The sequence below is a fragment of the Asticcacaulis taihuensis genome (genome assembly GCF_900100255.1).
GTDB lineage: Bacteria > Pseudomonadota > Alphaproteobacteria > Caulobacterales > Caulobacteraceae > Asticcacaulis > Asticcacaulis taihuensis.
On sequence record NZ_FMTS01000006.1, the window covers coordinates 239092 to 252342 of the forward strand.

Annotated in this window: 17 protein-coding genes; 11 read left to right on the forward strand and 6 right to left on the reverse strand. The window is 60.6% G+C overall.

Annotated elements, in window-relative coordinates; genetic code table 11:
• The first annotated feature begins 156 nt into the window (after positions 1-156).
• A complete protein-coding gene (gene ccmA, locus BLO49_RS15005) occupies positions 157-792 on the forward strand; it encodes a heme ABC exporter ATP-binding protein CcmA (RefSeq protein ID WP_090650095.1) in 636 nt (211 codons plus the stop codon).
• 204 nt (positions 793-996) lie between these two features.
• Positions 997-1665, forward strand: a complete 669-nt coding sequence (gene ccmB, locus BLO49_RS15010) for a heme exporter protein CcmB (protein WP_090650096.1) — start codon at positions 997-999, stop codon at positions 1663-1665.
• On the opposite strand, the gene BLO49_RS15015 is transcribed toward ccmB, so the two are convergent.
• Positions 1666-1968, reverse strand: coding sequence for a hypothetical protein (locus tag BLO49_RS15015; protein WP_090650098.1), 303 nt, complete (start codon positions 1966-1968; stop codon positions 1666-1668).
• Between the two features lie 119 nt (positions 1969-2087).
• On the opposite strand from BLO49_RS15015, the gene BLO49_RS15020 reads away from it, so the two are divergent.
• The 4 genes from BLO49_RS15020 to BLO49_RS15035 all read left to right on the forward strand — a co-directional run bounded on the left by BLO49_RS15020 (position 2088) and on the right by BLO49_RS15035 (position 4133).
• Positions 2088-2807: a heme ABC transporter permease gene (locus BLO49_RS15020; RefSeq protein ID WP_090650099.1), complete on the forward strand. Its 720-nt coding sequence runs from the start codon at positions 2088-2090 to the stop codon at positions 2805-2807.
• A gap of 8 nt (positions 2808-2815) precedes the next feature.
• A complete protein-coding gene (gene ccmD, locus BLO49_RS15025; RefSeq protein WP_090650101.1) occupies positions 2816-2971 on the forward strand; it encodes a heme exporter protein CcmD in 156 nt (51 codons plus the stop codon).
• Positions 2968-3498, forward strand: coding sequence for a DsbE family thiol:disulfide interchange protein (locus BLO49_RS15030; RefSeq protein ID WP_090650102.1), 531 nt, complete (start codon positions 2968-2970; stop codon positions 3496-3498). The genes ccmD and BLO49_RS15030 overlap by 4 nt, the downstream gene beginning before the upstream one ends.
• 89 nt (positions 3499-3587) lie before the next feature.
• Positions 3588-4133 (forward strand): response regulator, encoded by a 546-nt coding sequence (locus BLO49_RS15035; protein WP_090650104.1) that lies wholly within the window; start codon positions 3588-3590, stop codon positions 4131-4133.
• A 226-nt stretch (positions 4134-4359) separates the two neighbouring features.
• Here BLO49_RS15035 and BLO49_RS15040 read toward each other — a convergent pair whose 3' ends face one another.
• Positions 4360-4560 carry a SlyX family protein gene (locus BLO49_RS15040; RefSeq protein ID WP_090650105.1) on the reverse strand — a complete coding sequence of 67 codons (201 nt, stop codon included), beginning with the start codon at positions 4558-4560 and terminating at the stop codon, positions 4360-4362.
• Positions 4560-5423 carry a prephenate dehydratase gene (locus BLO49_RS15045; RefSeq protein WP_090650106.1) on the reverse strand — a complete coding sequence of 288 codons (864 nt, stop codon included), beginning with the start codon at positions 5421-5423 and terminating at the stop codon, positions 4560-4562. The genes BLO49_RS15040 and BLO49_RS15045 overlap by 1 nt, the downstream gene beginning before the upstream one ends.
• 295 nt (positions 5424-5718) lie before the next feature.
• On the opposite strand from BLO49_RS15045, the gene BLO49_RS15050 reads away from it, so the two are divergent.
• Positions 5719-6339, forward strand: coding sequence for a c-type cytochrome (locus tag BLO49_RS15050; RefSeq protein ID WP_090650108.1), 621 nt, complete (start codon positions 5719-5721; stop codon positions 6337-6339).
• Positions 6340-6547: 208 nt separating this feature from the next.
• Here BLO49_RS15050 and BLO49_RS15055 read toward each other — a convergent pair whose 3' ends face one another.
• Together BLO49_RS15055 and BLO49_RS15060 are read right to left on the reverse strand one after the other, a co-directional pair.
• Positions 6548-7402, reverse strand: coding sequence for a C40 family peptidase (locus BLO49_RS15055; protein ID WP_245679058.1), 855 nt, complete (start codon positions 7400-7402; stop codon positions 6548-6550).
• A 249-nt stretch (positions 7403-7651) separates the two neighbouring features.
• Positions 7652-9049, reverse strand: coding sequence for a leucyl aminopeptidase family protein (locus BLO49_RS15060; RefSeq protein WP_090650109.1), 1398 nt, complete (start codon positions 9047-9049; stop codon positions 7652-7654).
• Between the two features lie 95 nt (positions 9050-9144).
• Here BLO49_RS15060 and BLO49_RS15065 point away from each other — a divergent pair, with 95 nt between their 5' ends.
• From BLO49_RS15065 to BLO49_RS15080, 4 genes are all read left to right on the forward strand, one after another.
• The gene (locus BLO49_RS15065) at positions 9145-10005 is read left to right on the forward strand and encodes a tetratricopeptide repeat protein (protein WP_090650111.1); all 861 of its coding nucleotides are present in this window, start codon (positions 9145-9147) and stop codon (positions 10003-10005) included.
• A 371-nt stretch (positions 10006-10376) separates the two neighbouring features.
• Positions 10377-11435 carry a ribonucleotide-diphosphate reductase subunit beta gene (locus BLO49_RS15070; RefSeq protein WP_090650112.1) on the forward strand — a complete coding sequence of 353 codons (1059 nt, stop codon included), beginning with the start codon at positions 10377-10379 and terminating at the stop codon, positions 11433-11435.
• Positions 11436-11674: 239 nt separating this feature from the next.
• Positions 11675-12037, forward strand: coding sequence for an endonuclease domain-containing protein (locus BLO49_RS15075; RefSeq protein ID WP_090650171.1), 363 nt, complete (start codon positions 11675-11677; stop codon positions 12035-12037).
• 237 nt (positions 12038-12274) lie between these two features.
• Positions 12275-12562 (forward strand): hypothetical protein, encoded by a 288-nt coding sequence (locus BLO49_RS15080; RefSeq protein WP_090650114.1) that lies wholly within the window; start codon positions 12275-12277, stop codon positions 12560-12562.
• Between the two features lie 7 nt (positions 12563-12569).
• On the opposite strand, the gene BLO49_RS15085 is transcribed toward BLO49_RS15080, so the two are convergent.
• Positions 12570-13250, reverse strand: coding sequence for a Fe2+-dependent dioxygenase (locus tag BLO49_RS15085; RefSeq protein WP_090650115.1), 681 nt, complete (start codon positions 13248-13250; stop codon positions 12570-12572).
• Position 13251 lies beyond the last annotated feature (1 nt).

The following is a 13251-nucleotide window of genomic DNA, read 5'->3' on the forward strand; positions in this document are numbered from 1 at the left end:
GCGCTTTTGGCGCGTCAAACAAAACAATGAGGGACGCACAGGGTCCGGACATTGCGCTGCAATACCTTGAAGGCGGAGCATCTGCCTTCTAAACTTTCTATTTGTTTTCGTCTATGCCAGAACCATGCGAAGCCTTGGCGCGAAAAGGGTTATTTTATGGGGTTGAATGTGAAGGTTGAGGGATTGAGCCTTAAAAAAGGCTACAACCTTTTGATTCACAACCTGAATTTTGAAATAAAGCCCGGTGAGGTGATTAGCCTGACGGGCGAAAACGGCGTCGGAAAAACGACTCTTTTACGTACTCTGGCAGGGTTTCTTATGCCCCACGCAGGCACGATTTCTGCGCATGAGAATGATGTGCAGATTGAGCCGGAAATATGGCATGGCAGCATGACCCATTTCCTCGGTCACCACGATGCCCTGAGCCCCTCGCGGACGGTGGCGCAGGAGCTGAAATTCCAGGCCGACTTTCTGGGCGGCGAGGTGGCCGGGATCGAGCAACTGAACCTGCTGGGCCTGATGGATCTGGAAACGCGCTATCTCTCGGCGGGGCAGAAACGCCGGCTGTCGTTTGCGCGCCTGCTGATGGTGAAGCGACCGCTGTGGCTGCTCGATGAACCGATGGCGCCGCTCGATGTTGGTCATCGCGCGCTCATCGCCGGGCTCATGCAGAAGCACCTGTCCGAAGGCGGCATGATCATCGCGGCGGTGCATGATCCGCTGCCGTTTGAGACGCGCGGTCTGAAACTCGAACGCCCGACGGCAAAGGAACGCGAGGCCGCGAGTGTTTGAGGTGATGGTCAACTTCTCCTCCCCTGCAAAGCGGGGGAGGTGGCAGCGCGAAGCCCGAAGGGCTGGTGTCGCTGACGGAGGGGGCATTTCGGATGCAGTGTCGCCCCCTCCGTCTCGACGCGCTTCGACCTGCGGTCCGCGCGTTGCTCGACACCTCCCTCACAACGAAGTTGCCGTGGCGCTGCGCTACAGGGGAGGAGAAGGATGATCCGCCCCGCCCTCACCCTTCTCAAACGCGATCTCGGCTTGTCCCTCACCAAGGGCGGCGGGCCGCTGCTGGCGGTCGGCTTCTACCTGACCCTGATGGCCATGATCCCCTTGAGCCTCGGTCCCGATCAGGCCGTGCTTTCCCGCATCGCCGCCGGACTAACCTGGTTGTGCCTGGCGCTCTCCAGCCTGCTGTCTCTGGAGCGTCTGTTCGAGCGCGATTATGAGGACGCGGTGTTCGATACCTTGCGCCTCGGTCCCTTGCCGCTGGAACTGATCGCCCTGCTGAAATGCCTCAGCCAATGGTTCGGCACCGGCGTGATCCTGTCGCTGATGACGCCGATCGTCATGATCATCCTCGGTGCGCCGGTGTCGCTGGCGCTGATGGGACTAGTCTCGGCGTTTCTGGGGTCTTTGAGTTTTGCCCTTATCGGCGGGATCGGCGCCTCACTGGCCTTGGGATCGCGCAAGGGCGGGGTGCTGATGGCCCTGCTGGTCCTGCCCTTCTACGTGCCGCCGGTGATCTTCGGCGCCGGCCTGATGCAGGCGGTGCAAACAAGCGCCTCTCCGTTACAGGCGCTGGCTTTTCTGGCGGCCTATGCTCTGTTCGCCCTGGCGCTCGGTCCTATTGCTATGGGGGCGGCGCTCAGAGGCGCCCTCAGCTAATCACCACGGCAGATAGCGGGTGGCCTTGATATGGTGCTCGCGATAGGTGACGCGGCGGGCATTGGCATGGCCGAACCAGTAACGCGCCGGAATGCTCAGGCCCAGCATCAGCAGGATCGAGAGCTGTATGATCAGATGGGCGAGGTTCGCGTTTTCCACCAGTCGGTCGATGGCGATGCAGAAGCCTGTCATGACAATGGCGGCCAGCCATGAGATCCAGCGGCAATCCTTGCGCACGTCGAAATAATAGACGGCGAAGGTCAGGCCGAAGATCAGGGCGAGAAGAAAATACCCGAACTGCATGTCATACGCTCCCAGCGATTCAGACGAGTTTAGCAAATAACTGCAATCAGAAGGTTAACGCGAAAAAGCCACATTTGACGCCCCTTGCCGAACATCGCCAAACCCCGTATGTCCGGAGCATGATCAATTTCCTAGCCAATCCGGAACGCTTTACCCGCGTCACGCGGCCCCTGCGGCCGTGGCTGGCGGGGGTGACGGCGCTGCTGTTCGTCTGGGGGCTTTATCTCTGCTTTGCCTCGCCGGAGGATTACCAGCAGGGCGATACGGTGCGGATCATGTATGTCCATGTGCCGGCGGCCTGGATGGGCCTGACCGTCTATGCCGCCATGGGGATTGCCAGCTTTTTCGGCCTGATCTTCCGTCATGCGCTGGCCGATGTCGCGGCGAAAGCGATGGCGCCGATCGGAGCGGTCTTTACCGGCCTGGCCCTCCTGACCGGTGCCCTGTGGGGGATGCCGATGTGGGGCACGCCGTGGCAATGGGACGGCCGCATGACCTCCGAACTGATCCTCTTCCTCTTCTATATCGGCTATATCGCGCTTCATGCCTCGATCGAGGATGAGGTGCGAGCCGCGAAGTCGACCGCGATCCTGGCCCTGGTTGGTCTGGTCAACCTGCCGATCGTGCATTTTTCTGTGCAGTGGTGGAACAGCCTGCACCAGGGGGATTCGATCTTCGTCAAGGGCGGGCCGACGGTCGCGCCGGACATGCTGTGGCCGCTGTTCGTCATGGTGGCGGCCTATCACGCCCTGTTTGCCTGGCTGTTCCTGGTGCGGCTCGATAGCGAAATCCTCGCCCGCAAGTACCGCGCTTTACGCGCCCGGCTCAGTTTCAACTAGGAGCGCTTATGGACCTTAATATGGGCAAATATGTCGTCTTCGTCTGGGGCTGCTATGGCGCCACGGCTTTGGCTCTGGGCGCGTTGATCATCGTGTCTCTGCGCGCACAGGCCAAACGTCGCAAGGTGCTGGAAGCTTTGCAGGCCGCCGTGGAGACCAAATGAAACGCCTGATCTACTTCGCCCCGCTGGTGCTGTTTGTCGGCCTGCTGGCCGTGCTGGGCTATTACAATTTCCACAAGAAGGAACGGCTGGAGCCGCGTGAAATGGTCGGCAAGGCGGTGCCCGAAGTGGTGATCAACGACCTGCAGGATGGCACGCCGGCCTCGTTGAAGGCGCTGGTGGCGGGGCATGACAAACCGGTGCTGGTCAATGTCTTCGCCTCGTGGTGCATGCCGTGCGTCGCCGAAAATCCGCAACTGATGGCGCTGAAGGCCAAGGGCGTGACGATTATCGGCATCGCCTGGAAGGACGAGCCGCAGAACACCCTGACCTTCCTGGCCCAGCACGATAATCCGTATGCGAAAACCCTGACCGATCCGGAGGGCAAGATGGCTCTGGCGCTGGGGATCACCGGTGTGCCGGAGACCTTTATCGTCAGCCCGGACGGCACTATCACCGACAAGATCGCCGGCCCCATCGTGCCGGATACCTTCGATGCGGTCTATGCTGAGGTCAGCGCTAAGAAATAAAGGTTGCTTTTGCGAACTTTGTAAAATTTCCGGTAACCCTGTTCGGCTAGACTGCCCGCCTAATTGATAGCATCAATCGGGTGCGGAGCATGAAACTAGCCAGCTTGGAACGCGTCAGATTTCTGGTCGTCGAAGACAACGGCCACATGACGAATATTGTGAAAACCATTCTGCGCGGCTTTGGCGCGGTGCATATATTCGAAGCGCGCGACGCCACGGAAGCCTTCCACCGCCTCAAGCATGACGCCATCGATATCGTTATCGTTGATTACCAGATGGAGGTGCTGAACGGCATCGAGTTTGTGAACCTGGTACGCAAGTCGTCGGACAGCGCCAATCGGTTTGTGCCCATCATCATGCTGACCGCGCATTCTGAGCGCTCGCATGTGGTGGATGCGCGCGATGCCGGCGTGACGGAATTCTGCTGCAAGCCGGTCACGGCCAATGAGCTGTACCGCAAGGTCGTGTCCATCGTCGATCATCCACGTCCGTTTTTTAAGCTGAACAGTTTCTTTGGGCCGGAGCGCCGCCGTCGGACGGATTCGAAATATGAAGGCCCCGAGCGCCGCAAGGAACGGCGGCCGGAACCGCCCGCGCCGGAAAGCGATCAGGACGCGCTTAATGCAGCGTCGTGAGCGCGATCACTGAGCAGATCGATGGGATCGTCTTCCTGATAGGTTCGAGACTGGTCAGCAGGAAGAAGTGACTTCCTCCCCTGCGAAGCGGGGGAGGTGTCGAGCAAGCGTAGCGCGTCGAGACGGAGGGGGCCTCTTCTCTGGCTGAAATACCCCCTCCGTCAGCGACACCGGCCCTTTGGGCCTCGCGCTGCCACCTCCCCCGCTTCGCAGGGGAGGAGAAAGTTCAGTAATGCGGCGGCTTGGTCACCGGCACCTCGCCCGCGCCGGATTCCATGGTTTCCAGCCGTTCGCCCAGGCGCTCCAGCATCCGTTTCATCCGGTCGATGACCTTCCACTGTTCGGTGACCTGTTCCGACAGTTCGTCTATGGTCTTCGCCTGGTGCGCCGTCAGTTCTTCCAGCGCCGTCAAACGGTCATCGGACATCAGCGCTGCCCCTCGGAATTGCGGAACGGATCGAGCGGATAGGTGCCGAGGATCTCGACATCGACGGCGAAGAAGTTCAGTTCTTCCAGCGCCTGTTTCAGCCCGCCTTCGGTTGGCCGGCCTTCGACATCGCAATAGAAGACGGTCGAGGCGAAAACGCCGTTTTCGATATAGCTCTCCAGCTTGGTCATGTTGACGCCATTGGTGGCGAAACCGCCCAGCGCCTTGTAGAGCGAAGCCGGGATATTCTTCACGCGGAAGATGAAGCTGGTCATGCAGTCGATGCCTGGCTCAGGCTCGACCACGCGGTCTTCCGTCGTCAGGATCAGGAAGCGCGTTGTGTTGTTTTGCGCGTCTTCCATATGGCGGCGCAGGATTTTCAGGCCGTAAAGCTCAGCGGCCGGCTCCGGTGCGATGACAGCGCGGTCCAGTTCGCGGGTCTCGGAAAGCGCCCGCGCGGCGCCGGCGGTATCGTGGAAGACCTCGGCGGTGATGTTCAGTTCGCGCAGCGCCTTGCGGCATTGCAGCAGGGCCATGGTATGCGAGGCGGCCACCCGGATATTTTCCAGTTTCGTTTCCGGCACGCCCATCAGGATCATCTCGATCGGCAGAAAGCGCTCTCCGATGATCTTCAGGCCGGAATTGGGCAGCAGGTGATGAACGTCGGTGACGCGGCCGGCGACGGAATTCTCGACCGGGATCATGCCCAGTTCGCATTCGCCATCGCGCACGGCGGCAAAGGCGGCTTCGAAGGTGGGGTAAGGCGCCGGGGTAAATTCGCCAAACCAGCGCTTTATGGCCTGATGGCTGAAAGCCCCCGGCTCGCCCTGATAGGCGATCTTGCGAATGGTTTGCGTGTTCATGGTAGTCCTCAACCTCAGAAATTTCCAAAACCGGTCCCGGTTTTGGCAAGCACAAAGTGCGCCCGAGCTGATGCGAGGAGCCTCGCGGCGTCTGAGCGGATTAAGTGCGACGAAATGCCACGCATGGCTCTAATTTAGCCCCGCGGGGCTAAAAGTAAGCTTGCGAAAATGCCGGTAGCGTGTCAGAGAGCCAAACGCAAGTAGATCAATAAGCCTTGCTTTCGCCACATATTGACACACGTCACGGGTGGCCTAAGCTTCGGGCACTAATGAATCAACAGGGTAACTTGGCGACATGAGCGGCGACCTTCAGGTAAACAAAATTCTCGGTGCGGTCCTGGCGACCGGTCTGGTGATCATGGGCGTCAAGCTCGGCGCCGAAGCCATCTATCATCGTGAAGCGCCCGAAAAGGCCGGTTATCATATCGAGGTCGCCGATACCGGTGGCGAAGGCGGGGCTGCTGCCGCCGTCGATACGCCGCCCGACTGGGGCACGGTGATCCCGACCGCCGATATCGCCGCCGGCGAAAAGACCTTCCAGACCAAGTGTACCTCCTGCCACAATAACGCCAATGGCGGTCCGAACGCCATAGGTCCGAACCTGTGGGGCGTGGTCGGCCGTCCGGTCGCCTCGCACCCCGGCATGGACTATTCCGACGCCATGAAGGCGCACGCCAAGGAGGTGCCGAACTGGTCGTGGGATGCCATCTACGCCTTCCTAGGCGCGCCGTCGAAAGTGGTCAAGGGCACCAAGATGACCTTCGTCGGCGTCAAGAAGCCGGAAGACCGCATCAATCTGATCGCCTACCTGCATAGCCAGGGCTCGACCGGCTACGCCGTGCCGGCGCCGAATCCGGCCGCTGCCTCCGAAGGCGCTGCTGCGTCACCGGCAGCCGCGGAAGCTGCTTCTAAATAAGCGGATACAAACGCAAAACAAAAACCCCGCCGGATCATTCCGGCGGGGTTTTTCATGTCTTATCCTCCCTTCTTGGAGGGGAGGTGGCAGCGCGAGGCGCTTTAGCGCCGGTGTCGCTGACGGAGGGGTAAATGTCGCGGCGGGTTGGCCCCCTCCGTCGCGGACAAGCCGCGCCACCTCCCCCGCTTTGCAGGGGAGGAGAAAGTTCTTACAAACGCCTGAACGCCAGCGGCATACCCGAACCGCATGAATCGATGCGATTAACGGCATCGGCCAGAGGTTCGATGGCCACCTTCATGTGGTGGGCGTTGGCATGGATGATATGCACATCATCGGTCATGATGGCGACATGGCCCTTCCAGAACACCAGGTCGCCGCGCACCAGACCGCGCAGGTCAGGCCCGATATCGAGGGCTAAGCCCAGCTTCATTTGCATATCGGAATCACGCGGGCAGCCGTAACCTGAGGCATAGAGCGCCTGTTGCAGCAGGCCGGAGCAATCCAGGCCCAGGCTTTCGCGGCCGCCCCACTGATAGGGCGCATTGATATAACTTTCGGCCACGCTGACGAAATCCGGCGCGAAGGTCTCGAAGGTCGACAGGTGATTGGCAAACACCCAGCCCATTTCATTGATATAGGCAAAGCCATTTTCATAACGCGTGACCGAGACCAGCGCATTGTGGCTGAGCGCGGTCAACGTCGAGGATTTCAGGTTCGGACCGGCGAAGACGTAAGTACGCAGGGTTGAGACATAATGTGTCGGCAGGTACCAGTCGCGCTTGAAAGCCGATACGGGCACATAGCCGACATAGCCGTCGCGCAGGGCCTGGCCCCAGAAATAATCATGCTTGCGCTCGATGACCTTGAAGCGCTCGCCCATCAGCAACTGATCCCACTGTTCCGCGCCGTGTTCCGGCTGCGACAGGATCGGCGCCGAAGCATCGTAACAGGAGAGCACCTCACCGGCGACATAGGTCTTGGCGCGGATCAGGCCCTCATGCGCCTGATCGGTCACGCCATCCTTGAAGGGCGTGGTGCGCTTGTCGAAAGGATCATCACTCATCTGCGTCATAAAGCCGTATACCTTCTGCAGGTCACTATCACCGTGGCGCACGTACTCTGCGCCTTATATGGTCACTCTACGATACGGATGCAAAGATCGCCTTAACGGCCAAGGTCAACAGAGTCTTTATGCGCTCAAGCGCCGCGCGGCTTACCTCGCATCAGCTCGGGCGGGCGGTCGCCCTTGCCGGATTTCCTGAGAAATCCGGAATTTTATGAAAACTTAAAGCAGGTCTTAACACGGATGATTTCAGTAAGATGTCAGCAACTGATATACCGCCCTAAGCGCCTGCGCCTCGGCCCCAACGGGGGAACCGGCCCGGCCGCGCGGATTCCAGGCATAGATGTCGAAATGCACCCAGGCGCCTGATTTCGGCGCGAAGCGTTGCAGGAAAAGCGCCGCCGTCACCGAACCGCCCTGTGCCCAGCCGGCCGGATCGTTACGGATATCGGCGATGTCGGAATCCAGCGCATCAGTATAGCCCTTCCACAGCGGCATCCGCCACAGGGGGTCGTTCTGGGCGATCGAGGCCACTTCCAGTTGCCGCGCCACATCCTCGTCATCGGTATAGAAGGGAATGACCTCCGGCCCCAGGGCCACGCGCGCCGCACCGGTAAGCGTGGCGAAGTCGACGGTCAGGGCCGGTTCCAGTTCGCCCGCCCGCGCCAGGGCATCGGCCAGGATCAGCCGGCCCTCGGCATCGGTATTGCCGATCTCGATCGAAAGACCGGCGCGTGAGGCCAGGATATCGCCCGGCCGGAAGGCATCGCCTGAAATCGAATTTTCCACCGCCGGGATCAATACGGACAGCGCCACCGGCAACTGGCTGGCCATCACCCAATCGGCCAGGGCGAGCGCATGGGCCGCGCCGCCCATATCCTTCTTCATCAGCCCCATGCCGGCGCCACCCTTGATATTCAGACCGCCGGTATCGAAGGCCACGCCCTTGCCGACCAGGGCGACCACCGGGAGCGGACCGGGCACACCCGCCGGCTGCCAGGTGATCTCGATAAAGCGCGGCTGGTTGTTCGGCCCGGCGGCACGACCAACGGCGTGAACGGCGGGAAAGTTTTCGGCCAGCAGATCATCGCCAACCGTCACCTGGATCGCGGCGCCATGCGCCCCGGCGATGCGGCGCGCCTCGGCCTCTATCTCCGCCGGCCCCATATCGTTGGTCGGCGTATTGACCAGATCTCGCACCAGATTGTGCGCCCTGACCTCGCGCGCCACGGCGGTTTTCGTCGCCTCGTCGAGCGCCGAGTCATCGAGCCTGACTTCACTCGGCGTGCTGCCCGATTTATAGCGCGTGAAGCTGTAGGCGCCTAATCCCCAGGCGACATGGATGGAATGAGCATCCAGTTCCGCGTCATGTTGCAGGGCCCACAAACCCTTCGGCAATTGCGATGGCAGGGCGCGGAAAGTCATCGGCGTGTAATTCTTGCGCGCACCCAGGCCGAACCAGGCGCGGCAGCCGCTCTCTTCCGGCAGGACGATCAGGCTGCCCGCCTTACCGGTAAAGCTTTTCGCCGTCAGGAACTTCGCCTGTGCCGGCTTCAGCGCGGCGATCGCCGCGGCGGCCTCTTCCTCGAAAAGGGCAATCAACGTGTTCTCTGGGGCGGCTTTGGGGGCCTTGATCGGCTTGGGCATTGAGGGGCATCACCGTTAACGATTGTTAAGAGCTTTAACTATATCTTCACAGCGGTCACCGAAAGCTTAATTCTGTTCGTTAATCGGGGTTCGCCATGCTGCGCCACCTGCTTGTTTCCGCTGCTCTTGTGGCTTGTTTCACGGCCAGTCCTGCATCCGCCGGCCTGTTCGGCAAGGATGACGCCAAAAAAGACACCGCGCCGGCCACTTCCGCATCCGCCACACCGAAAGCGGCCGGTTTCAAGCCGGCCACCAAGGCCGAGATCGAGGCCGCCCTGCGCGCCGATCCGCTGCAACAGTCGGTTTTCTTCAATGACCAGTTCGAGCATAACCCGACCGATGCGAAGATGGGGCTCTACCTCTCCAACGCCCTGCGTGCGCTCGGTCGCTATCCCGAAGCCGCCGACATCGCCCATCGTGTCCTGCTGTTCGCCCCGGATAATACCGACATCCTGCTGGCCGCCGCCCGCGCCCATATCGCCGACAACAACGCCTTCTTCGCCATCGATCCGCTGCAGCACGTTATCGAGCTGAAGCCGAAAGACTGGCAGGCTTACTCGCTGCTGGGCGTCGCCTATGACCAGACCAAGCGGCCGGACGAGGCGCAAACGGCGTGGAACCAGGCCCTGGCGCTTTCACCCAATAATCCCGCCGTGCTCACTAATATGGCCATGGCGAAAGTCACCCGCGGCGATTTCACCGGCGCCGAGCCGCTCTTGCGCACCGCCGTGGCGCAAGCAGGCGTCACCGTGCAGATTCGTCAGAACCTGGCCCTGGTGCTGGGCCTCGAAGGCAAGATGACGGAAGCCGAAAGCCTGCTGCGCCGCGACCTGCCGCCACAACAGGCGGATGCCGCGCTGGCGTGGCTGCAAGGCGCCGTGGCCGCCAAGGCCGCGCCGGCTTCGACCGCCGCGCCGACGCGGTCATGGGATTCTGTGAAGGCGTCGGGTAGTTAAGTAAGAAACCCCACCACCATTTCGCTTCGCTCATGGTCCCCCTCCCCAATAAATTGGGGAGGTACAGGAAGCTATCCTTATGCCTCCCCGACTTGTCGGGGAGGGGGACCGCGCCCATCTTCGGGCGTGGTGGTGGGGGTTCTTGCTTCCTTATCCCCATCACCAATTGTAACCCGTTAACTTTTGTCGCTGCACGCCACAACGCCCTGTGCTAGCGTGATCCGCAAAGCGTCGTTTCGCGCCTTCGTATCGGGATTGAAAAATTATCCCCAAAAACCACCTACCATATGTAGATGTTAACCTAGCCTTAACCACGAAATGTGGTGATATAGCCACGACATTTGCGCTTTAGTATCGATTCGGGGTTTTCTATGAGCAGTTCACTTCTTCTGGCCAATTCTTCCGCCGGTCTCCTGACCCCGAGCCATTCCTACAAGCCGTTCCGCTATCCCTGGGCCTTTGAGTTCTGGCGCAAGCAGCAGCAGGTCCACTGGATTCCGGAAGAAGTGCCGCTGGGCGAAGACTGTAAGGACTGGGCCACCAAGCTCAACGATTCCGAGCGCAACCTGCTGACCCAGATCTTCCGCTTCTTCACGCAATCGGATATCGAGGTTCAGGACAACTACCTGGAACGCTATTCACGCGTTTTCAAGCCGACCGAAATCAAGATGATGATGTCGGCCTTCGCCAATATGGAAACCGTCCATATCGCCGCCTACGCCCTGCTGCTCGAAACCATCGGTATGCCCGAAAGCGAGTTTGGCGCGTTCATGGATTACCAGGCCATGCGCGACAAGCACGACTATATGGGCACGTTCGGCGTCGATACCGAAGCCGATGTCTGCCGCACGCTCGCCATGTTCGGCGGCTTCACCGAAGGGCTGCAACTGTTCGCCTCCTTCGCCATGCTGATGAACTTCCCGCGCTTCAACAAGATGAAGGGCATGGGCCAGATCGTGTCATGGTCGGTGCGTGACGAATCCCTGCACTGCGAAGGCATCATCAAGCTCTACCATACCTTCAACCGCGAAACGAAGGCCGTCACCAAGTCCGTGGCCGATGACATCATCGATTGCTGCAAGACCGTGGTGACCATGGAAGACAAGTTCATCGACCTGGCGTTTGAAATGGGCCCGGTCCAGGGCATGACCCCGGATGATATCAAGGCCTATATCCGCTATATCGCCGATTGGCGCCTGCGCCAGCTCGAACTGCCGGAAGTTTTCAATGCCGGCAAGGAAAACCCGCTGCCGTGGTTGCAGGTGCTGCTGTCGGGCGTCGAGCACGCCAACTTCTTCGAGGCCCGCGCCACGGAATATTCCAAGGCCGCCACCAAGGGGCAATGGACCGGCGACGAGGGCGTCTGGGGGGCCTTTGACCAGCTTCTCAAAAAGCGGTCGGAAGCGACCAAGGGCAATGTAAGCGCATAAAGAAAAGCCTCCGGAAACGGGGGCTTTTTTACATTCTCCTCCATTGCAAGCGCAGCGCAGCGGGGGAGGTGGCGGGCGAAGTCCCGCCGGAGGGGGCCTCTATTCTTAATCTGACATCGCGGTATGTTTGTCTTGTGAAGTGGCCCCCTCCGTCTCGACGCGGCCTTCGGCCTTGCTCGCCACCTCCCCCGCTTCGCCCAAGGGCTTGCAAGGGAGGAGAAGGGTGTTAGGCTTTGATCATGAGGGTTCGGGACAAATCCAAGATTGTTTTTGCGCGGAAACTTCGGCGTGAAATGACTCCACCGGAGGCGCGTATCTGGGCGCGGCTAAGAGTGCGTGACACTGGTATCAGTTTCCGCCGACAATATCCAATTGGGCCCTATGTGCTTGATTTTTATTGCGCCAAGGCAAGGCTGGCGATTGAGGTCGATGGCCTGATCCACACGGTTGAGGACCATCCGGAACGTGATGCGCGACGTGATGCGTGGTTGTTGGAGCAGGGTATCGATACCTACCGGATTGCGGCCAGTGACGTGATGGCTGATCCGGATGAGGTGGCGCTGGGTATCTGGTTGTTGGCGAAAGAGCGGGCGGGGATTTAAGAGGCCCCTCCGTCAGCGACTTCGCTGACACCTCCCCCGCTTCGCAAGGGAGGAGATTTAATCCCCGCTCCTAATTCCCGTTCCATGCTTGTCCCTATGGAACAGACAAACACTCCCATCGCCACGCCTGAACAAAGACAGGCGCTTCGTCGCAACCAGCAGCAGCGTCTGCGCCGCCCCCTCCGTCTTGGCGCAAGCGCCAATCCACCTCCCCCACCGCTTCGCTGGTAGGGGAGAGTGGCCGAGGCGCTGTTGCGCGTCGTCGAAGCACTCGAACCGCCCGCCACCTACAAGGAGGCCGAGCAGGCCGCCAAGACCCTGCTGGCGGTGGGCAAGGTGCTCGATGCGGTCAATACCGAGACGCGCGATGATCTGCCGACCAAACCGGCCTGGGTGATCACAGCCGAACCCGCCGCCGAGCGTGAGGCCCTGACCAGTTGGCAGGCGGTGCTCAATCACAGTCTGGATACCCTCGCCGCCGCCCGGCGGATGAACCGCGAAGCCGCACCGGCCTGTCAAACATAGGGATTCGCTACGCCTCGGCCCACTGGCGCATGAGATTATGATAGTGCGCGGTCAGGCCCAGCACCTCAGGGGCATCGCCCAACTGCGCGCGCAGTTTTCGGATATTCATGTCGAGATCGAACAGCATCTGACGCTGTGTGCCGTCGCGCACCAGGCTTTGCAGCCAGAAGAACGAACAGACCCTTGCGCCGCGCGTCACCGGCGTGACCTGGTGCAGGCTGGTTGACGGGTATAGGATCAGGTCGCCAGCGGGCAGCCTGACCTCATGCGTGCCGTAGGTATCGACCACCTCCAGTTCGCCGCCGTCATAGTCCTCTGGATCGCAGAGAAACAACGTGCAGGAGAGATCGGTGCGCAGCCAGCCGTCTCCACCTGGCAAGGGCCGCATGGCGCCATCGACATGCAGGCCATAGGTCTCCCCGCCTTCGTAGCGGTTGAACAGCGGCGGCACGAAACGCAGTGGCAGGGCGGCGGCAAAGAACAGGTCGCTGGCCTTTACCGCGTCGAGCACAATCTGGCTCAGTTCGCGCGACAATTCGCCATGTTCGGGCAGTTGTCGGTTATTCTTCACGCGTGCGCCTTGTGCGCCCACAGTCGTTCGGCCGTCCAGCCAGTCGGCGGCATCAAGCCGGGCGCGCATCTCGCGCACCTGATCGCGGGTAAGGACATTGGGAACATGCAGCATCATG

What these genes read in the sequence shown, in the direction of transcription:
- ccmA (WP_090650095.1), top strand. Translation starts at nt 157, where the DNA reads ATGGGGTTGAATGTGAAGGTTGAGGGATTGAGCCTTAAAAAAGGCTAC.
- ccmB (WP_090650096.1), top strand. Translation starts at nt 997, where the DNA reads ATGATCCGCCCCGCCCTCACCCTTCTCAAACGCGATCTCGGCTTGTCC.
- BLO49_RS15015 (WP_090650098.1), bottom strand. Translation starts at nt 1,968, where the DNA reads ATGCAGTTCGGGTATTTTCTTCTCGCCCTGATCTTCGGCCTGACCTTC.
- BLO49_RS15020 (WP_090650099.1), top strand. Translation starts at nt 2,088, where the DNA reads ATGATCAATTTCCTAGCCAATCCGGAACGCTTTACCCGCGTCACGCGG.
- ccmD (WP_090650101.1), top strand. Translation starts at nt 2,816, where the DNA reads ATGGACCTTAATATGGGCAAATATGTCGTCTTCGTCTGGGGCTGCTAT.
- BLO49_RS15030 (WP_090650102.1), top strand. Translation starts at nt 2,968, where the DNA reads ATGAAACGCCTGATCTACTTCGCCCCGCTGGTGCTGTTTGTCGGCCTG.
- BLO49_RS15035 (WP_090650104.1), top strand. Translation starts at nt 3,588, where the DNA reads ATGAAACTAGCCAGCTTGGAACGCGTCAGATTTCTGGTCGTCGAAGAC.
- BLO49_RS15040 (WP_090650105.1), bottom strand. Translation starts at nt 4,560, where the DNA reads ATGTCCGATGACCGTTTGACGGCGCTGGAAGAACTGACGGCGCACCAG.
- BLO49_RS15045 (WP_090650106.1), bottom strand. Translation starts at nt 5,423, where the DNA reads ATGAACACGCAAACCATTCGCAAGATCGCCTATCAGGGCGAGCCGGGG.
- BLO49_RS15050 (WP_090650108.1), top strand. Translation starts at nt 5,719, where the DNA reads ATGAGCGGCGACCTTCAGGTAAACAAAATTCTCGGTGCGGTCCTGGCG.
- BLO49_RS15055 (WP_245679058.1), bottom strand. Translation starts at nt 7,402, where the DNA reads ATGAGTGATGATCCTTTCGACAAGCGCACCACGCCCTTCAAGGATGGC.
- BLO49_RS15060 (WP_090650109.1), bottom strand. Translation starts at nt 9,049, where the DNA reads ATGCCCAAGCCGATCAAGGCCCCCAAAGCCGCCCCAGAGAACACGTTG.
- BLO49_RS15065 (WP_090650111.1), top strand. Translation starts at nt 9,145, where the DNA reads ATGCTGCGCCACCTGCTTGTTTCCGCTGCTCTTGTGGCTTGTTTCACG.
- BLO49_RS15070 (WP_090650112.1), top strand. Translation starts at nt 10,377, where the DNA reads ATGAGCAGTTCACTTCTTCTGGCCAATTCTTCCGCCGGTCTCCTGACC.
- BLO49_RS15075 (WP_090650171.1), top strand. Translation starts at nt 11,675, where the DNA reads ATGAGGGTTCGGGACAAATCCAAGATTGTTTTTGCGCGGAAACTTCGG.
- BLO49_RS15085 (WP_090650115.1), bottom strand. Translation starts at nt 13,250, where the DNA reads ATGATGCTGCATGTTCCCAATGTCCTTACCCGCGATCAGGTGCGCGAG.